The organism is Rhizobium sp. BK196, assembly GCF_014193255.1.
Taxonomy (GTDB): Bacteria; Pseudomonadota; Alphaproteobacteria; order Rhizobiales; family Rhizobiaceae; genus Rhizobium.
Map to the genome: position 1 here is coordinate 1 of NZ_JACHZB010000004.1, position 19634 is coordinate 19634.

At 57.6% G+C, this 19634-nt stretch carries 14 protein-coding genes; 7 read left to right on the forward strand and 7 right to left on the reverse strand.

Annotated elements, in window-relative coordinates:
* Positions 1–192: 192 nt before the first annotated feature.
* From FHT78_RS15200 to FHT78_RS15225, 6 genes are all read right to left on the reverse strand, one after another.
* Positions 193–1839: a GNAT family N-acetyltransferase gene (locus FHT78_RS15200; RefSeq protein WP_183745397.1), complete on the reverse strand. Its 1647-nt coding sequence runs from the start codon at positions 1837–1839 to the stop codon at positions 193–195.
* A gap of 136 nt (positions 1840–1975) precedes the next feature.
* Complete coding sequence (locus tag FHT78_RS15205) at positions 1976–2464, reverse strand: hypothetical protein (protein WP_183745400.1); 489 nt, start codon at positions 2462–2464, stop codon at positions 1976–1978.
* 80 nt (positions 2465–2544) lie between these two features.
* A complete protein-coding gene (locus tag FHT78_RS15210; RefSeq protein ID WP_183745402.1) occupies positions 2545–3894 on the reverse strand; it encodes an HlyD family type I secretion periplasmic adaptor subunit in 1350 nt (449 codons plus the stop codon).
* Between the two features lie 5 nt (positions 3895–3899).
* Positions 3900–6179, reverse strand: a complete 2280-nt coding sequence (locus tag FHT78_RS15215) for a type I secretion system permease/ATPase (RefSeq protein WP_183745405.1) — start codon at positions 6177–6179, stop codon at positions 3900–3902.
* Between the two features lie 25 nt (positions 6180–6204).
* The gene (locus FHT78_RS15220) at positions 6205–8265 is read right to left on the reverse strand and encodes a hypothetical protein (RefSeq protein WP_183745408.1); all 2061 of its coding nucleotides are present in this window, start codon (positions 8263–8265) and stop codon (positions 6205–6207) included.
* A 137-nt stretch (positions 8266–8402) separates the two neighbouring features.
* Complete coding sequence (locus FHT78_RS15225; RefSeq protein WP_183745411.1) at positions 8403–9347, reverse strand: fibrinogen-binding protein; 945 nt, start codon at positions 9345–9347, stop codon at positions 8403–8405.
* Between the two features lie 870 nt (positions 9348–10217).
* On the opposite strand from FHT78_RS15225, the gene FHT78_RS15230 reads away from it, so the two are divergent.
* From FHT78_RS15230 to FHT78_RS15255, 6 genes are all read left to right on the forward strand, one after another.
* On the forward strand, positions 10218–11000 hold the full coding sequence (locus FHT78_RS15230; protein ID WP_183745414.1) for a response regulator transcription factor: 783 nt from the start codon (positions 10218–10220) through the stop codon (positions 10998–11000).
* Positions 11001–11701: 701 nt separating this feature from the next.
* Entirely contained in the window at positions 11702–12724 is a 1023-nt protein-coding gene (locus tag FHT78_RS15235) for a UDP-glucuronic acid decarboxylase family protein (protein WP_183745417.1), read from the forward strand.
* A 1-nt stretch (position 12725) separates the two neighbouring features.
* Complete coding sequence (gene galE, locus FHT78_RS15240; protein WP_183745420.1) at positions 12726–13709, forward strand: UDP-glucose 4-epimerase GalE; 984 nt, start codon at positions 12726–12728, stop codon at positions 13707–13709.
* A complete protein-coding gene (locus FHT78_RS15245; protein WP_183745423.1) occupies positions 13706–15589 on the forward strand; it encodes a glycosyltransferase family 2 protein in 1884 nt (627 codons plus the stop codon). Before galE ends, FHT78_RS15245 begins: the two co-directional genes overlap by 4 nt.
* Positions 15590–15599: 10 nt before the next feature.
* Complete coding sequence (locus tag FHT78_RS15250; protein WP_183746471.1) at positions 15600–16109, forward strand: DUF995 domain-containing protein; 510 nt, start codon at positions 15600–15602, stop codon at positions 16107–16109.
* A gap of 20 nt (positions 16110–16129) precedes the next feature.
* Positions 16130–17092: a glycosyl hydrolase gene (locus tag FHT78_RS15255; RefSeq protein WP_183745426.1), complete on the forward strand. Its 963-nt coding sequence runs from the start codon at positions 16130–16132 to the stop codon at positions 17090–17092.
* Between the two features lie 65 nt (positions 17093–17157).
* Here the strand turns inward: FHT78_RS15255 and FHT78_RS15260 are convergent, their stop codons facing one another.
* Positions 17158–18444 (reverse strand): ABC transporter substrate-binding protein, encoded by a 1287-nt coding sequence (locus tag FHT78_RS15260; RefSeq protein ID WP_183746473.1) that lies wholly within the window; start codon positions 18442–18444, stop codon positions 17158–17160.
* A gap of 156 nt (positions 18445–18600) precedes the next feature.
* Here FHT78_RS15260 and FHT78_RS15265 point away from each other — a divergent pair, with 156 nt between their 5' ends.
* Positions 18601–19629: a LacI family DNA-binding transcriptional regulator gene (locus FHT78_RS15265; RefSeq protein ID WP_183745429.1), complete on the forward strand. Its 1029-nt coding sequence runs from the start codon at positions 18601–18603 to the stop codon at positions 19627–19629.
* The last annotated feature ends 5 nt before the right edge of the window (positions 19630–19634 follow it).

Consider the following 19634-nt stretch of genomic DNA (forward strand, 5'->3'; position numbering starts at 1 on the left):
CCATAACCTGAAGGCCGCAGGTTCAAATCCTGACCCCGCAACCACCGACACCTGAATATTTTGCCATTCAAGTCGCTTCAACAAAAGCTCCTCCGCGTAAGCGTCGAGGAGCTTCTTGCGTCTCTCCCCAGTATTAGGTAGCACAAAACCGTACAGCGGTTTTTGCGATAACGACATGCATAAAACAAAGCTCTAATGCATACGGGGGCGACGTTTCTCGCCGCCGCGCTTTCCGGGCGATCCCATCATGCCTTCAGGGATCTGTTCATCGGCTGCCAGTGCCGCATTATGCTGGCGTATACGTTCCAGTGCCACGGAAGCAAGCTGGATATAGGGAATGGCCGCCGGATCGTCGGTATGGATATCCTGGATCGCCGCAAGAACTGTCTCGGCCTGCGTGAGACGGCGTGTTGCGATGAGAGCGACACCTTCTTTGTAACGGGCCTGCACCACATGGGGCGCCTGCTCGCCGATGCGACGGAAGGTTTCGGCCGCGTCCCCATAGAGTTTCAGGGCCAGTTGCGTATCTCCAAGGCGAAGTGCAACCGGCAGTGGTTCGGCGGTGCGCTCCAGCAGCGACTGGTAGGAGGCAAGGGCTTCGATCAGCTTTCCTCGGTCGAAGAGCAGGTTGGCAAGGCCGAATTCGGCACCGACATGACCTGGAGAGGATTGCAGAACCTGGGTGAAGACGATCTCGGCTTTTCCTCTCTCGCCCTTTCGATACATTTCGAGTGCCTGCTGATAGACGTAGCTGACGCTGCGGGGATGTAGAACGCCGCCGAGATTGCGTCCGTCGCGAGTCCTGAAGAGCGTATAGCTGATCCGACGCTCGTCAGCACCGAAAACATATTTGTAAGGTTCGTTTCCGCGCAGGAAATCATAGAACCGGAAGCCGTCTTCGATCGCCCGGCGAATGCAGTATCCATGCAGCACCAGACCGGAAGACGGCGTCTTCCAGCTCTCGTCACGACCGGTAATATAGAAGAGGATCGTCTTTTTCGGATGGTCGATGATGTTGGCGAGGGCGCCGAGCGGCCTTTCGCCGAACCAGAAGACTGGGACATCGAGTGTGCCGCTCTTGAAGCAGTCCATCAGCATCTCACGGGTGGAATTGATAAGCCGCTCCGTCCGCTCCGGCCCTTTGCGCTCCGTCCATCGCGTGCGCCAGAAATCGAACAGAATGGCGAGATCTCGGTCAATGGTCTCAGGCGTTGCCATGGTGATCCGGTAGCCTTCGTCGCCATCCAGCTTGCGCATAAAGCGGCGCAGCTTCCGACGTGTCTGGCTGCTCATTTTCTGCTCCAGGTAGTCGTCCCAACTTGCAGGTAGAGAGACGACCGGACAGATCGTATTGTCGATATTGTCATGGGTGGTCGGGGCGCTGTCGCGGAACATGACGAGCGGCCCCTGCAGCGCCAGGATCATCTTCTCCCGCCGTTCCGGCGGCCCGCTGAAATGGTCCAGCCGGAGATGTGTCCAGTTCTGCTGTCTGAGGTAAGCCGCAAAGCCGTGGATCGCCTTTTGTTCGTAGCCGGGCATGACGATGAGGCCGGTATAGTCGGCCGAATAATTCCCGCCCATGACGATTTCATCGTAGAAAAGCCCGCTCTGCTCATCGAATTTCGTGAGCAATCTCAGCGGCAAAAAGGCGACATAGGAAGCACCCGGTTTCCGATCGCGCAGCGCCAGGACGAACCAGCGGCCGCGATGCCCAAGAAAGTCCTTGAGCCAGGTCCAGGAGAGAAAATGTTGGGCGTCTGGATCGTCCCGATAAACCTGATCCCAATTGTCGCGAACCGCGTCGAAGCCGGCGACGGTATCAATGATATCGATGTGCATGCCCCCTCCCAATACTCCGTACGCAATTCGGGAGATTCGAGTTTAGTGGGAAACATCGATCTTCAAATAAACCGTGCGGGTGATTCCTTGAGACGAAATGGGATTAGCCCACGGCAGCCGTTTTCGGCCCGCAATATTAGAGTGCTACAATCCGTGGGCTTGCATGGATGAAAGCCCAGAGCGCCTTGCTGATATTGACGATTTCGCCAATCGATTTGTCCAGAAGCTCCATTTCCCGATCGTCCATCTGTTCGATCTTGCCGTAGCGGATTTCCTTATCGTCCTCGACGAGGCGCATGAGCTGCGTGCTTGAGATTTCGCCCTTCTCATCGAAGGAATAGATGCAATGATTGTATTTGTTGCGCATCTTTGATTCCTTCTTCAGGCGCGACATGGCGGAGAGAACTGCCTTGCGGTCCGCAGCTGGCGTCGAAGGAAGCTTTGCGAGGCGCTCGACGAGATCTATGCGCGCGCGCGTCGTATTAAGCGTCAGGAAAACCACGATCGCCGCATCCTTCTCCACCTTGAGAAGGTGGGCGATAATATAGATCAGAAGGCTTTCTGTATTCGTCCAGACATAGTTTAGCCGGCCAACACTCAATAAGACATCTGACATGGCCGGCATGCTGAACTCCTTCAGATCAAGGCCGATAATACATGAACTATATCAGATCATTTCGTTGAACGCTTCGGAAATTTCTGAACTTAACGCTCCTTGAAGGCGCGCGACATGCTGTCGACAACCGGCTTGCTCAGATATTCGAAGAAGGTGCGTTCCGAGGTCTGGAGCAGCACTTCGGCCGGCATGCCGGGAACCGGGTGGAAGTTGTGAACACGGGCGATTTCCGAGTCCGGAATCTGCACGCGCACGATGTACACGTCCTTTACGGATAAGCCGGCATTTTCCTCGACGGAATCTGCCGAAACATAGAAGACCTTTCCTTCCAGAACCGGTGTGGTGCGTCTATTGAGGGCGGTCAGGCGGATCGCGGCCGTCTGTCCCTCGTGCAACTGATCGATGGAAGTACGCAATACCTGCGCCTCCAGGATCAGCGGCACATGCGCCGGCAGGATCTCCATGATTGGCTTTCCAGTGGTGATGACGCCGCCGGCCGTATGATAGTAGGAGCGCACCACAGTACCTGTGACAGGCGAGCGGATGGTTGTGCGTTCCAGAACGCCGGATGCCTCCCGTGCTTGTTCGCGAACGCCGTCGAGGTCGGATTCAGCCGTCTCCAGTGCATCGAGTGCCGCTTGCTTGTTGGAGTTGACGGCGATGACCGCTTCCTGGCGGAACTTGGCGATTTCCGCCTCGCTCTCATTCAGCTCGCCGTTCAGGCGGGAAATGTCGCCCATAGCATCGGCAATGGCGCGTTCGATTGCTAGAAGATCGGTCTTGCGCATATAGCCGACCTTGACGAGCCGCTCCTTGGAATCGCGCTCGTCCGACAGGAGTGCCAATTGCCGTTCGAAAGATTCGCGCTGACCCTTGTAGCCCTCGAAGCGGTATTCCAGCGACTTGATGTTCTTCTCGATGAGGTTGAGTTGCTCTTCGAGCTTGACACGCTTGCTATGGAAAACAACGTTCTGGCTTTGGATGATGGCGTTGACGTCGGGATCACTTGCCTGTTCCATCACGGTATCAGGGAGTTTGAGCTCATGCGTTCCCTGGGCTTCGGCTCTCAGCCGCGCCACGACAGCTTCCAGGCGCAGGCGCCTTAAGTTCAGCATACGTTCGTTGGTCAGGGCAGCCGTCTGGTCGAGCGTCAGCAGCACATCGCCCTCCTTGACGCTTGCTCCCTCGCCGACCATCATTTCCTTGATGATGCCGCCTTCAAGATGCTGGACGACCTTATTGTTGCCGGTCGCAACGAAGCTGCCCTGGGCGATGATTGCCGAGGCAAGCGGCGCGGTTGCCGCCCAATATCCGAAACCGCCGAATGAAGCGAAAAGTACTGTCAGGCCAACAAGGCTGTGGGAACGGATGGAGCGTGGGACGTCGTCATACCATTCGAGCTGTCCCGGGCCGGCTCCTTCCTGTTTCTTTTTTCGCATTGCCGTCACCTTTCGATATGCGATGTCTGCTGTTCGTTGCGACCGTTACCCTTGGAGAGCGCCTGCAGGACTTCCATGCGCTCGCCGAACATCGCGACCGTGCCGTCCTTGAGAACCATGATCTTGTCCACGCATTGCAGAAGTGCCGGGCGCTGTGTGATCGTGACAGTCGTGATTCCCTGTTTCTTGGCGTGGATTAGCGCTTTAGCCAGCGCGGCTTCGCCCTGAGTGTCGAGGTTGGAATTGGGCTCGTCGAGCACGACGAATTTCGGATCGCCGAAGAAGGCGCGGGCCAATGCGATGCGCTGCTTCTGGCCGCCCGAAAGCGGCGCGCCATCGGCTGCGACGACGGTCTCGTAGCCCTGGGGAAAGCCTGCGATCAGTTCATGCACGTCGGCCAGGACGGCTGCCTCGTATATCTGCCGGTCTTCGACGTCATCGCGCATTCGGCAGATATTGGCCTTGATGGTACCTGGAAAGAGCTGCACATCTTGCGGCAGATAGCCGATGCTTTCGCCGAACTGTCGCTGGTCCCAGTTGCGCAGATCCATGAGGTCCAAGCGCACATTGCCGGAGGTCGGCAGGATCGAGCCTACCAGCATCTTGCCGAGCGTCGTCTTTCCGGAACCGGAATTGCCGATGATCGCCAGCGATTCACCCTTCCTCAGCGAGAAGGAGATACCGTTCAGGATCACTTTCTTCTGCGGCGGCGGAACGAAAAGGACCCGCTCCACATCGAGCCGCCCTTCCGGATTGGGAAGGCGCAGACGCGGGAAGTTGAGCGGCGAGGTAAGCAGCAGGTTCTTGATGCGACCATAGGCGGCGGCCGACCGGTTGAACTGATGCCAGCCTTCGATTGCCCCTTCGATCGGCGCCAGCGCGCGGCCGGAAATGATCGAAGCTGCGATGACCATGCCGCCGGTCAGCTCTCCTGAGAGTGACAGATGCGCGCCCCAGCCGAGAAGTCCGACCTGAGTGATCATGCGGCAGGCTTTGGAAACGCCCGTGAACATGATGTTGCGATCCTGCGCCTGTACGTGGGATTTCAGCGAGCCGGCGGTTTCCCTGCCCCACATCTTCACCGCCTCGGGAATCATGGCGAGCGCGTTGATGATCTGCGAGTTACGCGACATGGAATCGAGATGGAAGTTCGCGCGGCTGAGATAGCTGTTGGACTCGGCAAACTGTTTGGCCGTGAACTTCTGGTTCAGGAAAGCGATCATAAATAGCACCGCACAGCAGGTCATGATGATGATGCCGAGATGCGGATGCACCAGATAGACCACGATCACGAAGAGCGGCATCAACGGTGCATCGAGAAAGGCAATCAGCGTGCCTGACGTCAGGAAGCTTCGCAGAAGCTGAAGGTCCTGCAGGATTTGGTAATCCTTGCCGCTTCCATGCAGCGAGGCGCGTGCGGCCGCACTGAGGATCGGGGCGCCCAGCTGGACTTCCAGTTCGACGGCAGTCCGCATCAGAACGAAGCGCCGGACGGAATCGAGGAAGGCCTGTAAGAGAACGGCTCCCACCACCACGATTGAAAGCATAACCAGCGTATCGATCGAACGGCTCGTCAGCACACGGTCGGAAATCTGGAAGAGGTAGAGCGGGATTGCCAGCAGGAGCACGTTGATCGCGATGGTGAAGACCATGACGATTGCGAGGTTGCGCCTTATGACGGCGATACCGTGCGAAAGGCTCAACGCAAAATTCACCGGCTCGCTGCGTTTGTGAAAGCCGCTGCTTCCGCCACCACCGCCCCCGCCACCACCGGCGAAATCCGGATCCTTGCTGCCACCGTCACCGCCGGAACGCAGGCGGCGCTCATTCTCCTTCACGGGGCCGCTGTCGCCATCGATCGTCTTGGCGAAAGGAATATCAGGATTGACCTTGAGTTCGGTAGTGTCTTCGGGCGTGCGCCGTGCTTCGATTTCCGGCCCCGCCGGTGCCCGCATTTCTTCAATGGGCTGCGATTTTGCTTTTCGCTCTATCGGATCGACGAGGGGTATTGCCACCGCCGCCGGCTTCGGTTCGGGCTGTGTGACAGGCATGACGGCTTGCGCTCCATCTATTTTCTCCGCGTCAACAACCTCGACCTCTTGAGAATCGGTCTTCGGCTTGCCCGACAATCTGCGAAGACGGCCGACCGCATCGTCGATCACCGAAATGCAGGTTTGCGTCAGAAAGTCCTCGGCAGCCGGCTCCCTTGAGGAAGGCTTGTTTGCGCGCAGGTCGAGTACGCTGCCATCGGCAAAAGTTTGCTTTGAATTTGAGATCTGGTTCATCGCGGCCTCTCCCAGGATACGTCGGTCACGCGACCACGGCTTGCATGACGTCAGACGGGTGGGCGGAAGACCATGAAAGGTCGTGCCCGCCGTTGATGATGCCGTCGCCGCTGTCCGCACTGTCGTGGGCGTCATCGTCATTGAGGAAGGCGATGACTTCATTGGCCAGTTTCTGGCCCGCCATTTCGGGCTGGGTGGTATCGTGTTCGATGATCCCACCCTGAATGAGAATAGCGTCGGAATAGAGCTGACCGGCAACATAGGTGGTACTGCCGAAGCTGTCGTAGTCGATGATTTCAGCGATATTGGCGATGGTATTGCTTCCCGTATCGATCGTGACCACGGCGTCCCGGTTATCCTTAAGAAGCTCGGCTGCGGCCTGGGTTACGTCGTCGGAATCTCCAAGGACTGCGACCTGCTTAATGATCGTCATGTCGAAAAGATTGCCGGTGATGTAGAGAACATTCAGGCCGATGTAGCCCTGGAAGTTGAGATCGTTGGACAAGCCTTCGGGCATTGTCGGATCACGCTCCTGGATTCCCTTCTCCGCCTCGTGCATATAGTCCGGCATGGTTTCGAACCGGTCGGCAGCCCCGACATTGTGGATCGCGGCAAAATTCCAGATGAGATTGTTGCCGGACTGGATGGTGGCATTGCCGTCCACGCCGTCTTCGGCGCGAGCCCAGTCGTTGTCGTAGAGAAGCGAAATCTGTGTGATGCTGTTGATGTCGTAGACACTGCCACCGACGATCACCAGATCGTACTGCGAACTCATCTGGAAAAACGACGAAAAGTTCAGTGTCGTATTGCCACCGGTCAGAACCGTCGTCTCCGAACCGCTCGTCGTGACGATCATCGTGTCGTTGTCGCTGACGAAATGATATTGCTCGACCCAGTTTACGAAGGAGATGTCACCATCGATGACGCTGACACGCCAGGCCGTTGGAAAGATGGGATCGCCTTGAGCATCGACGATTGTCAGGGATTGGTCGTGTTGGAAAGTGCTGCGTTCGAAGCTTGCAATATTATAGGCGGAGACACCGGCACTCTCTGCGCCATCGGCCGAGGAATGGAATACGGAGGCGATGTCGTCGTTGTCGCTGTAGACATAGACCTGTGTGATGGCGTCGATCTGGTGATGGTCACCCATGACAGCCGTGACGGGGGAGATTACTGCAGTGGTGACGACGGAAGCTATGTTCGCGAGCAGGTTCGCGCCAGCGGTGACCTCCAGGCTATTTGAAGCTGGGTCATGCTGCTCGACGGATGCCTGGCTTTCGTCTGGATCTTCGGGCGGTTTGGCAAGATCACGGTCCGGCAGCAAGTCATTGAGCGCCGAAACCTCGGAAACAAGCTTGCTGTTCATATAGGTTCCGGAGATCTCGTCACCCGCCAGCACGAAATCATGGGCCTGATTATTTGGATTGTCTGCCGGCGGTTCGGTCGTTCCGATCGAGGCTCGCCCGGAATCCTTTACCGCCCGAATATAGGCTTCCATCTCATCGGCAGTTTGCTTGACACCTTCGAAAGTGTCGGTCCGTTGCAGGCTGGCAAAGGGAGTGAAGATTTCGGCATCTGCACTGAACTCGGCCAGCCGTTCGGTGACGAAGCTCGTATCACGGGAGGCATGGTGGCCATTCGTCATGTCGAGGAAATCACCGTCATCGAGCATGTTTATTTGCGTGGCGTATCCGCTCGCCGAGCCGGGACCATTGAAAACTTCCAGCTTTTCCTCGGCTTCGACATCAATGTCCTGCGGGCTGCCGAACCGGGGCAGCGGCACGTCGCGGTGGGCGATTTCGGAGAGCTTTTCGAGGCTTTCCTCGAAGGGACGGCCGAACCGATGGGGACTGCCGTAGAGGATATCATAGCTCACACTTCTGTAGTCGACGTCGGGATCGTAGTCTTTGAGCATGAGATCGGAAGCGAAGGCGGGAGTGCTGTTGACCAGATCGTCTAGCGCCGGATCATTTTCCGCAGGACCCGTGCCCTCGGTCAGCTCCGCGCGCAGCCTCATTTCTTCGGTCGTCGTTTCGAATATACCGATGAAATGGGCGATGATTTCTGAGAATTTCTCGATTTGCATTGCCTTGGCCCTCCCTATCGAAGAAACGACCGGCCATGCGGCGTCTTTCTGGGCGAGCCGCGCTGTTCGTCAATTCGCACGCAAGCATTCAAACTGCACCGGCCGAGGCCGGTGCAGTCCTTTCTTGGTCTAGGAGGTTAGTGTCCGCTGCTGTCGTCGCCGACATCGGAAACATGCGAGTTGCCGCCGATGACACTGGAGTCGACTGTATTGCTGAGCATGTTGGCGCCCTGCACGAGCTCCAGATGGAAGCCCGAGTTGGCAAGGATCGCGGAAGCATCTGCCGTCGAAGTGCCTGCGACGTCGTCGCCTGTCTTGAGATCCCAGCTCTTGCCGTCCATATCGACGCCGTCAGCACCATGAGCGGTGCCGGCATCCGCATTCAGATGATTCTGAGCACCGGCGTTGTCCATCCTGACATTCCAGGCCTGATCCTGATCTGCGAGATGGTTCGCCTGGACGATGCTGAAACCGGTGTCGTTGCCCTCGCCGTTCAGCGAATTGTTGAGAATGCTGTCGACATCGAGGGTGAAGGAGAAGTCATCGCCGATGTCAAAGGTAAGGTCGTGGCCGGCAACGCCGAGGTTTCCGAAGTCCTTGACATCATCGACGACGGCAAAATCCGTGTCCGTCTTGTTGAAGCTGTCGCTGGTCGTCTTGGTATCCGTGACCGTCTTAATGTCAGTGTCGGTCTTGGTGAACGTGTCGTTGTCGCTGATCGTTGTAGTATCGTTGTCACTGTAAGACTTGGAATCGTAGCTCCAGTCGTAGTCCGACTTCGTGGTGGTGGTTGTGTCGTTGTCATTTATGGTGGTCGTCTTGGTGTCGTCGTCCGACTTGTAGGACCAGTCGTATTCATTGTCGCGGTTGTCGCCGTTGTCGGCCTTCACGTCCACGTCGGCATTGACGTTGACGTCCGTGCTGTTGTCGGTGTTATTGCGATTGTCGCCATTGGCGATACCGCCGACGTAACCTGTGGAATCGTCATCGATTTCGGTCGAGTTTATGGCGCTGGAAAAGCCATCGGCCAAAGCGCCCACCTTGACGGTGTCGTCATCCGAACCCTTGGAATCATAAGGCATTACAGTTCCCTCCAGAAAAAAACTGGAGCAGCTTTCGAAGTCCCTCTCATCTCAAATGGGATCTTTGCTCGCGCTTGCTCCATTGCGCTAATATGGGCAGATGTACTTGGTACCTTTTCACCTGCAGATTATCGCGATTTGTTGGCCAAATTCTGTATTGGGATAGTGCCTACTCAGTACAAAGACGCACAGATCCGGTCCCGGACTCGATATGAGCGCGAGCAAGACAGTCGAACTTCTTTTTGAGTTTCCTCGAAAGAAGACCAAGTATCAAAAACACATGCCGATACTTGATTTTCACGTCACCGCTTGGGCGACTATCGCAGACTGATGGAAAAAAATGGGTCCCGATAGATATCAATTCGGGCTAAGGCATCCGAGAGGCGGCTTCAGCACACTGATTAAGCCGCGCCGGATCGCAGACCCGGTGAAGCTGTGTACGAATTCGGGACAGCACTTCGTACCTCGGAATCAGGCTGCTTCGAATGATAGCGATATAGCGAAGTTAAGCCCGTAAGGTTCTCTCTCTTATTTTGAAATATCATCTGTCCATTACGACGTTGCTTTCGTATGTCTCGAACTAATACACGCGGCTTTATATCGTGATTTAGTTGAAATACCGCCCGCTGGTATGTTTCTTGTCTGAAATACAACCATAAAGTGGCAAAAAATAAATATAACTTTGTGACAACTAACCCATTTGGGCCATTTCTTTCCTTCGTAATTCATATTACCATAATTAAGAAATGCCTAAAAGATAAGGCGGTCACATGCCTAGGGGCAATGTTCGTCGGCATGTAATACCCGCCATCGCGCCAATGGGAGTAGATGCTCCGAGTTTTGTAAAGTGTAGCGCTAGGGGAGGCGTATATGTTCATGGTTGGGTCGGAAGTAGGAAATTCGGATCAGGCAAGAAGACTGAGCCCGAACGGAGAAACAGTCCTGGTAATCGCTAAGGCGGACTTGTTCTCCGAATGCATGGTTGAGGCATTGGCAAAGAAATTCCCGAATTTCGATGTCGTAAGCGTATCGAGCGCGCAGTCCATATCCGAGAAGGATATTCAAGACATGCGGCTTGTTCTTTTCTATCATGTCGCCGGCGCCGAGTTGCACGATGCGCTGCAGGTCGTTCGTGAAAGCCGTCCGGACGCATCCATCGGCCTTGTCGTCGAAGCTATCGACATGATGGAACCCTATATCAGCCGTCTTGTCGAAGCGCGCGTCGTCGATGGCGTCCTTCCGCTCAATCTGCGGCTGGATGTCTTCATGGCGGCAATCGACCTGCTGATGAAGGGCGGCGAGCATTTTCCATCCGCACTTCTAGGTCGCCTGTCCAATCGCGCGACGGCACAACTTGAGCCCTCGCTATACCAGACGAAGTCCGTCGACGCAGCGCGTGCCAATGCGCTGAAGCTTCGCCGCAACAGCATGGCGGCTCTGACCACGCGCGAGGTGCAGATCCTCGACCTCATCTGCAAGGGCACGCAGAACAAGATCATTGCCGACAAGCTTCACCTGTCCGAAAACACGGTTAAGGTCCACGTCCGCAATATCTATAAGAAGATGAATGTGAGAAATCGCACGGAAGCGGCCTCACGTTTCTTCAACGATACGTCGGACAGCGGCGATCTCTCCGGCAGGTGGCCGCACTAGACCATCAATCCATCCGGGACGAGCGAGCAAAGCAGCGTGATTTCTGGCCGAAACCGCTCGGTGAGCAGATGTATGGCCCGGAACCGGGATAGACCGCGGCGGTCACTCTAGCCGAGGCGGTCTTCGGTTCGGAGGAATAGGCGAAGTCCTTCGCGGCATGCGGCACGCTTGCTACAAGGACACTCTTCTCCGTGCTTCCCACGATCGCCGTATCGACGACCGCGCATGACATCGGTCCTATGGCTGAAAGAACAATCGTCGCAGCCGAAGCCAGAGAGCTGAAACTGCATGGCACTCGACCATGCATGCGGTCACGAGTCGTCATTGAAGAACCCCTCTATCGTCAGGGCAATAGCGACGCGCCCTCGAACACAAATGTCCGACAAACTCCATACATCGGCTTCATTGACTGAAGCTGGAGCGGCCGGACGGAAAGCATGGCACCATAGTCATAGAGAAGGATTAATCAAGCGAATTCCTAAGTTTAATACTGTAGCTATTTAGAATTGCTCCCGTGTTTTGAAGTTGACCTTCCCTGATATCCTCCTATCATTTCGACCATAGGTGCAATTTTTCGAAGAATAACTGGGATGGTTATTCGTTAACGCCACTTCACGTTGAAGTTATGGAGGCGGAAGAAGAGGGAGCCTAAAGTATAGAAGGGTCTAAGAAAGACCACACGACTTGGGAAGGAGTTTGTAATGCGTAGTTTCATTCCCACAGAAGGATATTCAGGATCTGCATTCGGATCACCACGGCAGCGGTCAGAAACCGTGCTGGTCAACGGAGGCGCCGGCTTCTTGGGTTCCCATCTTTGCGAGCGACTTCTCGAGCGCGGCCATCAGGTCATCTGTCTCGACAATTTCTACACCGGCCGCCATTTCAATATCGAGCATCTGCTGCAGAACGTCCGCTTTCGGCTTTTGGAACATGACGTGCGCCAGCCCTATGACGTCGAGGCTTCCATCATCTTCAACTTTGCCTCGCCAGCCTCGCCGCCGGACTATCAGCGTGATCCCGTCGGCACCTTACTGACCAATGTGCTTGGAGCCGTCAATACGCTTGATGCAGCGCGTCGCTGCGGCGCAACGGTCGTCCAGTCCTCGACTTCGGAAGTCTATGGGGATCCGCACGAGAACCCGCAGCGCGAAACCTATTTCGGCAATGTCAACCCAATCGGCCCGCGCGGCTGCTATGACGAGGGCAAGCGGTCAGCCGAAACCCTGTTTTTCGATTACCACCGCAAGTATGGCGTCGATATCAAGGTTGGCCGGATCTTCAACACCTATGGGCCGCGTATGCGCCTTGATGACGGACGCGTCGTATCCAATTTCATCGTCCAGGCGCTCTCCAACACCGACATAACGATCTACGGTGATGGCCGGCAGACCCGCTCCTTCTGCTATGTCGACGATCTCGTCGCTGGTTTCCTGCGTTTCGCCGATGCCGGCGAACACTGCGTCGGTCCGATCAATCTCGGCAATCCGGTGGAGATCACTGTGCGGGATTTGGCCGAAATCGTCCTTGATCTGACCAATTCGCGCTCGCGCATTGTTTACCTGCCGGCCGTGGCGGACGATCCGCAGCAGCGCCGTCCGGATATTTCCAAAGCGAGAGAAGAGTTGAATTGGTGGCCGACGACGGAGCTGAAGACCGGGCTCAAGCGTACGATAGCCTATTTCGATGCGCTGCTTGCCGGCAAGGAAGTGGCGGAGGCCGTATGAGATGCCCCGCTACATCCTGGTTACGGGTGGCGCCGGCTTCATCGGCAGCCACATCTGCAAGGCGCTTGCGCGTGCCGGCATGGTTCCGGTCACCTATGACAATCTTTCCACCGGACATATCGACAGCGTCCGGTGGGGACCGCTAATCCAGGCAGATATCGGCGACGGGGCAAGGCTGCGCCACGTCATGGCCGAGTATGCGCCGGATTGTATCATCCATTGCGGCGCTAACGCCTATGTCGGTGAGTCCGTCGAAAAGCCGAGCATCTATTACCGCAACAATGTCATCGGCAGCCTGTCACTGCTGGACGCCTGTCTCGATTGCAATATCGACAGGATCGTCTTTTCCAGCAGCTGCGCGACCTACGGCATTCCGGAAATGCTGCCGATCGGCGAGAAAACGCCGCAACAGCCGGTCAACCCCTATGGCAGGACCAAGCTGATCTTCGAAATGGCCTTGGAGGATTATGCCGCCGCTTATGGCATCCGCTTCGCCGCACTTCGCTATTTCAATGCGGCCGGCGCCGATTCGGAAGGCCAGCTTGCCGAGCGGCACTATCCTGAAACCCATCTGATCCCGCGCGCGCTTCTCGCCGCAAGCGGGCGGATCGAGAGCCTCGACATTTTCGGCACCGACTATTCGACGGAAGACGGCACCTGCGTCAGGGATTACATCCATGTCAGCGATCTTGCCGAAGCGCATCTTGCCGCCGTTCGCCATCTTCTCGTTGGCGGCAATTCCTTGAGCCTCAATCTGGGCTCCGGCCGCGGCACGTCGGTCGGCGAGATCCTCAATGCTGTCAAACGAAAGACCGGCCGCAGGGTGCCGATCCGTTGTCAGCCGCGCCGCGCGGGTGATCCGCCTGCGCTTTTCGCCGATACGAAAAAGGCTCGCCTGGAGCTGGATTTCATGCCTGTGCTTTCGGATATCGACACAATCATCCGCACGGCCGGCCCGACTTTCGGACTGGAGGTGATCGCATGAACACCAGAGCCGAAATCACCCGCATACCTCAGTCTTCTGCCGCCAAACCCGAGATGTTCGAGCCCGTCTTTGCCGGTTGGAATCGAGCTGCCTATGGTCTTGGCATCGCCTCCTGGCTGGCAGCGCTCGCCTACTTCTGGCTCTGGTGGGCTCAGCCCGCGCACGTTGTTTCATGGCCGGCATTTCTGCTCGTCACCCTCATCCTTGCCTGGGTCACCCTGATTCCGGCCTATTTCATACTGATCTTCCTCGATGCAAAGCAGGTCAGATCGTCCGCCGACCTGCCGAGGGGACGGGTCGCCATGGTGGTCACCAAAGCGCCGTCGGAACCTTTCGCCGTCGTGCGCAAAACGCTTCTTGCGATGCTCGATCAGAAGGGCGTCGAGTTCGATATCTGGCTCGCCGACGAAGATCCGTCCGAGGAGACGAGGAGATGGTGCGGGCAGCATGGCATCATGATCTCATCCCGCAAAGGCGTGAGCGAATATCACCGCTCCACCTGGCCGCGCCGCACGCGCTGCAAGGAAGGCAATCTCGCCTATTTCTATGATCACTTCGGCTATGACCGTTATGATTTCGTCGCCCAGTTCGATGCCGATCATGTGCCGACGCCGACCTATCTTCGCGAAGTCCTGCGACCCTTCTCAGATCCCGAAGTCGGCTATGTCTCGGCGCCCAGCATCTGCGATGCCAATGCCGCCGAAAGCTGGGCCGCCCGTGGCAGGCTCTATGCGGAAGCGAGCCTGCATGGTTCACTGCAGGCCGGATACAACAACGGCTGGGCACCGCTCTGCATCGGCTCGCACTATGCCGTTCGAACGGCAGCCCTGAGAAAGATCGGCGGGCTCGGCCCCGAGCTTGCAGAAGACCATTCGACCACGCTGATGATGAATGCAGGCGGCTGGCGCGGGGTCCACGCGGTCAATGCCATCGCCCATGGCGACGGGCCGGCGACCTTTGCCGATCTGGCGGTGCAGGAGTTCCAGTGGTCGCGGAGCCTGGTCACCATCCTCCTGCAGCATTCTGGCCGGCATGTCGCCCGGCTGCCGCTGAAGTTGAAGTTTCAGTTCCTGTTTTCGCAGCTCTGGTATCCGCTGTTTTCGACTTTCATGGCAGTGATGTTCCTGCTGCCGGTCGCAGCACTGCTCACGGGCCATGTTTTCGCCAACGTCACCTATCCGGCATTCTTGCTGCATTCTCTGCCGCTTTCGATCGTACTGACGGTCTTCGCCATCTTCTGGCGTGCGTCTGGCACGTTCCGGCCGTACGATGCAAAGCTCTTCGGCTGGGAAGGGGTGGTCTTCATCCTGTTGCGCTGGCCTTGGTCGCTTGCGGGCAGCCTCGCCGCCGCGCGTGATCACGTGACCGGTTCGTTCGTGGATTTCCGCATCACTCCGAAGGGTGATCAGGGGCAGCGCAAACTGCCGGTGCAGATTATCGCACCCTACGTCGCCCTGGCAGGTATTTGTGCCGCGGCCATGGTTTTTGCCGCCGAGGGCGACCGTGCGCGTGGCTTCCAGATCTTCGCGGCGATCAACCTGCTGATCTATGTATCGCTAGCAACCCTGGTTATCGCCCGCCATGCCGTCGAGAACGGTCAGCCCTTTTTGCCGCAGGCGTATAGCCTGCGATTTGCGGCCGTCGCCGCTCTCGTCGCCTGCCTGGTCGGCGGGGCGCAACTCGGCAACCATGGGCTAACCGCCATGGAAGCGCTTTCGCACGGCCAGCCCTTCGTCACCTTTACCCAGTCGCAATTTGCTGTGGCAGGTGCGGGCCTCGGCGGCGGCAAGACCAGGATCGTGAAATTCCATCTCAGATGGCACGGCTTTGCCGAAGCCGGCCATAGGGGCAGGGGTATTTGGGAGAGCAGAAATGCGTGAGGAGGAAAAAATGAGCATGGCAGCACGATTGACGGGAGGAGCGCTGGCTCTGTGCCTCAGCCTTATCCTCCCGATAGGCGCACGCGCAGCGGAACAGAAGAAGGCGCCGACACCAATACCGCTCAGCGCGGGCGAACTGTATGCGATCTACGCCGACAAAACCTGGACCTGGAATACCGGCGGCGGTCGTTTTATTGGCGAGGGCAGGCGCCTCGTCGCTTGGGTTGACAATGACGGCAAGCAGTCTTTCGCCGAAGGCCGCTGGGTCGTCGACGATTTCGGCCAGATGTGCATGCGTGCGACCTGGACCAATAATGAGGGGGCGGCACGTGCCAGTACCTGCTTCGGCCACCGCAGGATCGGCAACACGATCTACCAGCGGCGTCAGCCGAGCGGGGACTGGTACGTGTTCCGGCACGCTTCAACGAAAGCCGACGACGAGTTTCGAAAGCTGGTGCCGGCAGACACGGTGAGCCTGAAAGCCAAAGAGCTGAAGCAGGTTCTCGCGACCAATAAATAGCCGAAAGGGAGGACAAGACGATGAAAACCCTGGCGAAGAAAATCTCGGCAGCAACAATCGCGATCCTTATGCTCGGTGTTGCCGACATTTCGCACCGAAGCGAGGCGCAAAACGCCACCGCCGTCATGAATGCGGCGGGTGCGCAGACGATCACAGACAAGCGGCCCGCCATTCATGCCGATGGCGTCAAATTCGGTGCCTACGATCCGCATGGCGATTTCGGCGCGCAGCAGAGCGTGGCGACGGAGCACCTCTTCCTTCCATGGGAAGATGTCGATCTCGAAACGCTTCGTGTAGCGGATGCCTATGCGCTGGCAAGAGGCCGCAACCTGCTGATCACGGTGGAACCTTGGTCATGGGATGTAGACTGGCGGCTGACCTCCGATGAACTGCGCTGGAAGCTGTTCCGCGGCGATTACGATGTGAATATGCGGGCGATCGCCAGTATGATCGCCCAGTTGAAAAGCCCGGTCATCGTCCGCTGGGGGCAGGAAATGGAAGACAAATCCGGCCGCTTTTCGTGGTCCGGCTGGAATCCTTCAGATTATATAGCTGCCTATAGGCGGATGATGGACATCGTGCGGGAGGAAGCGCCCGGTACGAAACTCATGTGGTCGCCGAAAGGACTGCCTGGTCTCGATGCCTATTACCCGGGCGACACCTATGTCGACTTCGTCGGCCTCTCGGTCTTCGGTCTGGAGCCTTATGACCGGATCGTTCACAATGGTCCACGGACTTTCAACGAGGCTTTAAAGCCTGGCTACGACCTTGTCGCGCAGTATCATAAGCCGGTCTGGGTGGCCGAACTCGGCTATGAGGGTAGTGACGGGTACATCAAGCCATGGATGGAAACAGTGACGCTCAGGCAGAGCGATTTTCCCGAGCTGCAGGAAGTCGTCTACTTCAATGATCGCGACGTACACGCATGGCCGTTCAATCTCGGTCGACCCGACTGGCGGGTTATCGATGACGCCAGCAACTGAGCCGATAGCGCCAATGGAAAAGGCCCGCTTGCGGCGGGCCTTAACCTGTTCATGCGGGGGTATGATTAACCCTTGAGCGTAGCCTTGCCGATTTCGACGAGCTTGGCTGCCGCATCGGCGACAGAGACGCGTTCGAAGGCGAGCTCATCGCAGGTCGGACGGAGAACACGCTGGTCGAATTCGGTCGCGCCCATCGGTACCGGCCGCGGATATTCGCCGACCTGATCCTTGAGCAGATTGACGTATTTGACCGTTTCCTGCTCCGTCGGGTTGAGCTGTGGCAGGATCGCTTCGCGAACCACCGGCGACATCGGCACGCCGCGTTCGACGCCGAGGATCTTGCCGGCTTCCGGATCGTTGACGAAGAAACTGATGAACTTTGCGGCGGCTTCGCCCTGCTTGGTCGTAGCACCCACACTCCAGATCAGAGCCGGACGATAGTAATGGCCTGACGGGCCGCCCTTCTTCTCGCGCGGCAGCATGGTGATGCCGAGCTTGTTCTTGATGATCAGCTGATAGCCGATCATCTGGTTGGAATAGGCCATGCCGATAACCGATTTGCCGAGACCAAGGCAATTGGTGTCGATCGTGTTCTGGTCCAGCGTCTGCACGTCAGCGGCAACCGTGCCGCCCGCCTTGCGCAGCTTCTCCCAATAGTCGAACCATTCCTTGGCGTCGTCGACCGTAAAGCCGAGGCCTACGGTCTCCTTGGCGAAGACGCTCTTGCCGCGCTGGCGCAGCCAGGCGTCGAAGACATAATTGTAACGCGCCGCGTAGGGGCCGCCACCCTTGCCGGAGGCTTTCGCGAGTTCCACGGCGAGCTTGGCATACTCATCCCAGGTGAGATCGGGTGTAGGAAGCGGAATACCGGCCTTTTCGAATTCGACGGTGTCGAAGAACATCGCGAAGGAGTTGAGGCCGAGGCCGACGCCATAGAGCTTCCCGTCAACCGTGGTCAGTTTCAGCATATCGGCGCCGAAGCTGTCGACCTTCAGCGTCGAGGGAACGAATTCATCGAGCGGCAGGCAGGCGCCGCGTTTGGAATAGTCGGAGATCGTGCCCGGCTCGAGCTGGAAGACATCGGCAATCGAGCGGCCGGCCATCTGCGTTGCGAGCTTGGTCCAGTAGCCGTCGCCCGAAAGGGATTCACCGACGATGGTGACGCCGGGCGTCTTCGACTGGTAGAGCTTGGCAACATCGAGCGTGCGCTTGGCGCGGTCGTTGGAGCCCCACCACATGGCGCGAAGCGAAGCCTCCTCGGCAAATGCGGGGATCGAGCTGCCGGCGCCAAAAGCAAGGCCGGCCGCGGCACCCGCGGTTCCCATCAAGAATGAACGGCGATTGACCTGCATCATTTCCTCCTTTGTCTGATGCCCGATGCCATCCTCCAATGGTCTTTTCGAGCGTTCGGCAGGTAGAGTACGCAAAAAATTTCTGTTTGCAAGAATTATAGTTTGCTTGCAAATTTGCATAATTTGCATAATCTCTGCTGCATGAATGAGGTCAGGATGAACGAGACTAGGACCAGAAAGCCACGTCAGGCCGACATTGCCAGTCTGGCGGGCGTTTCCGTTTCCACGGTCTCACGGGTGCTCGCCAACGAGCCTGGTATCAGCGAAAACGTGCGGCGGCACATTTTGAAGGTTGCCGCCGAACATGGCTATCCGGTGAAGACTATTTCGGAAAGCGTTCCGGGCGGACTTGCTCTGATTGCCAGCGACGGGGCGACCGGCGGCCTCAGCGTCTTCTACGAATCGATCGTGGAGGGCCTTCGTGCCGGCGCCGCCGATGCTGGCATGCCTTTCGAGGTGCGGCTCGTGCGTGAAGACCGCACGATGCCCGATGTCGTCGGCGAATATATGCAGACGGCGGAAGCCGAAGGGCTTTTCCTCGTCGGCATCGATCCCGGCGATGCGCTGCGGGCTTGGCTGGAAGAGACGGGAACGCCGACCGTTCTCGTCAACGGTACCGATCCGCGCCTGCGCCTCGATGGCGTCTCACCCTCCAATTTCTTTGGCGCCTACGAGGCGACGAGCCGGCTCACGAAAGCCGGCCATCGCCGCATCCTGCATCTCACCGGCTCCCATCGTCACACGATCCGCGAGCGTGTGCGTGGCTTCGAAGCGGCGATTGCCGCGATTCCCGGTGCCGAGGGCCGGCTTGTTCCGCTCACCTTCCAGGGGAGCGCCAGCCGCGAAGCGCACGAGCGCACGGTCGCGATGCTCGCCGAGGATCCAGGTTATACGGCGGCCTTCTGCATGAACGATTTCATTGCCGTAGGTGTGCTCGAAGCCGTCACCGAAGCAGGCCTTCGCGTTCCTCAGGATTTCGCGATCGTCGGCTTCGATGACCTGCCCTGTGCCGTCATGACCAATCCCAGGCTTTCCACCATGCGCGTCGACCGCGTAGCGCTTGGCCGCGAGGCCATTTCCCTGATGATTTCCCGCTACCGCGACAGGGTTGCTCCCGCCCGCCACATCTGCCAGGCGGTTGTCCCCGTTGCTGGAGGCACCGTTCCCGATACCGACAAGCTGTGAGTGAT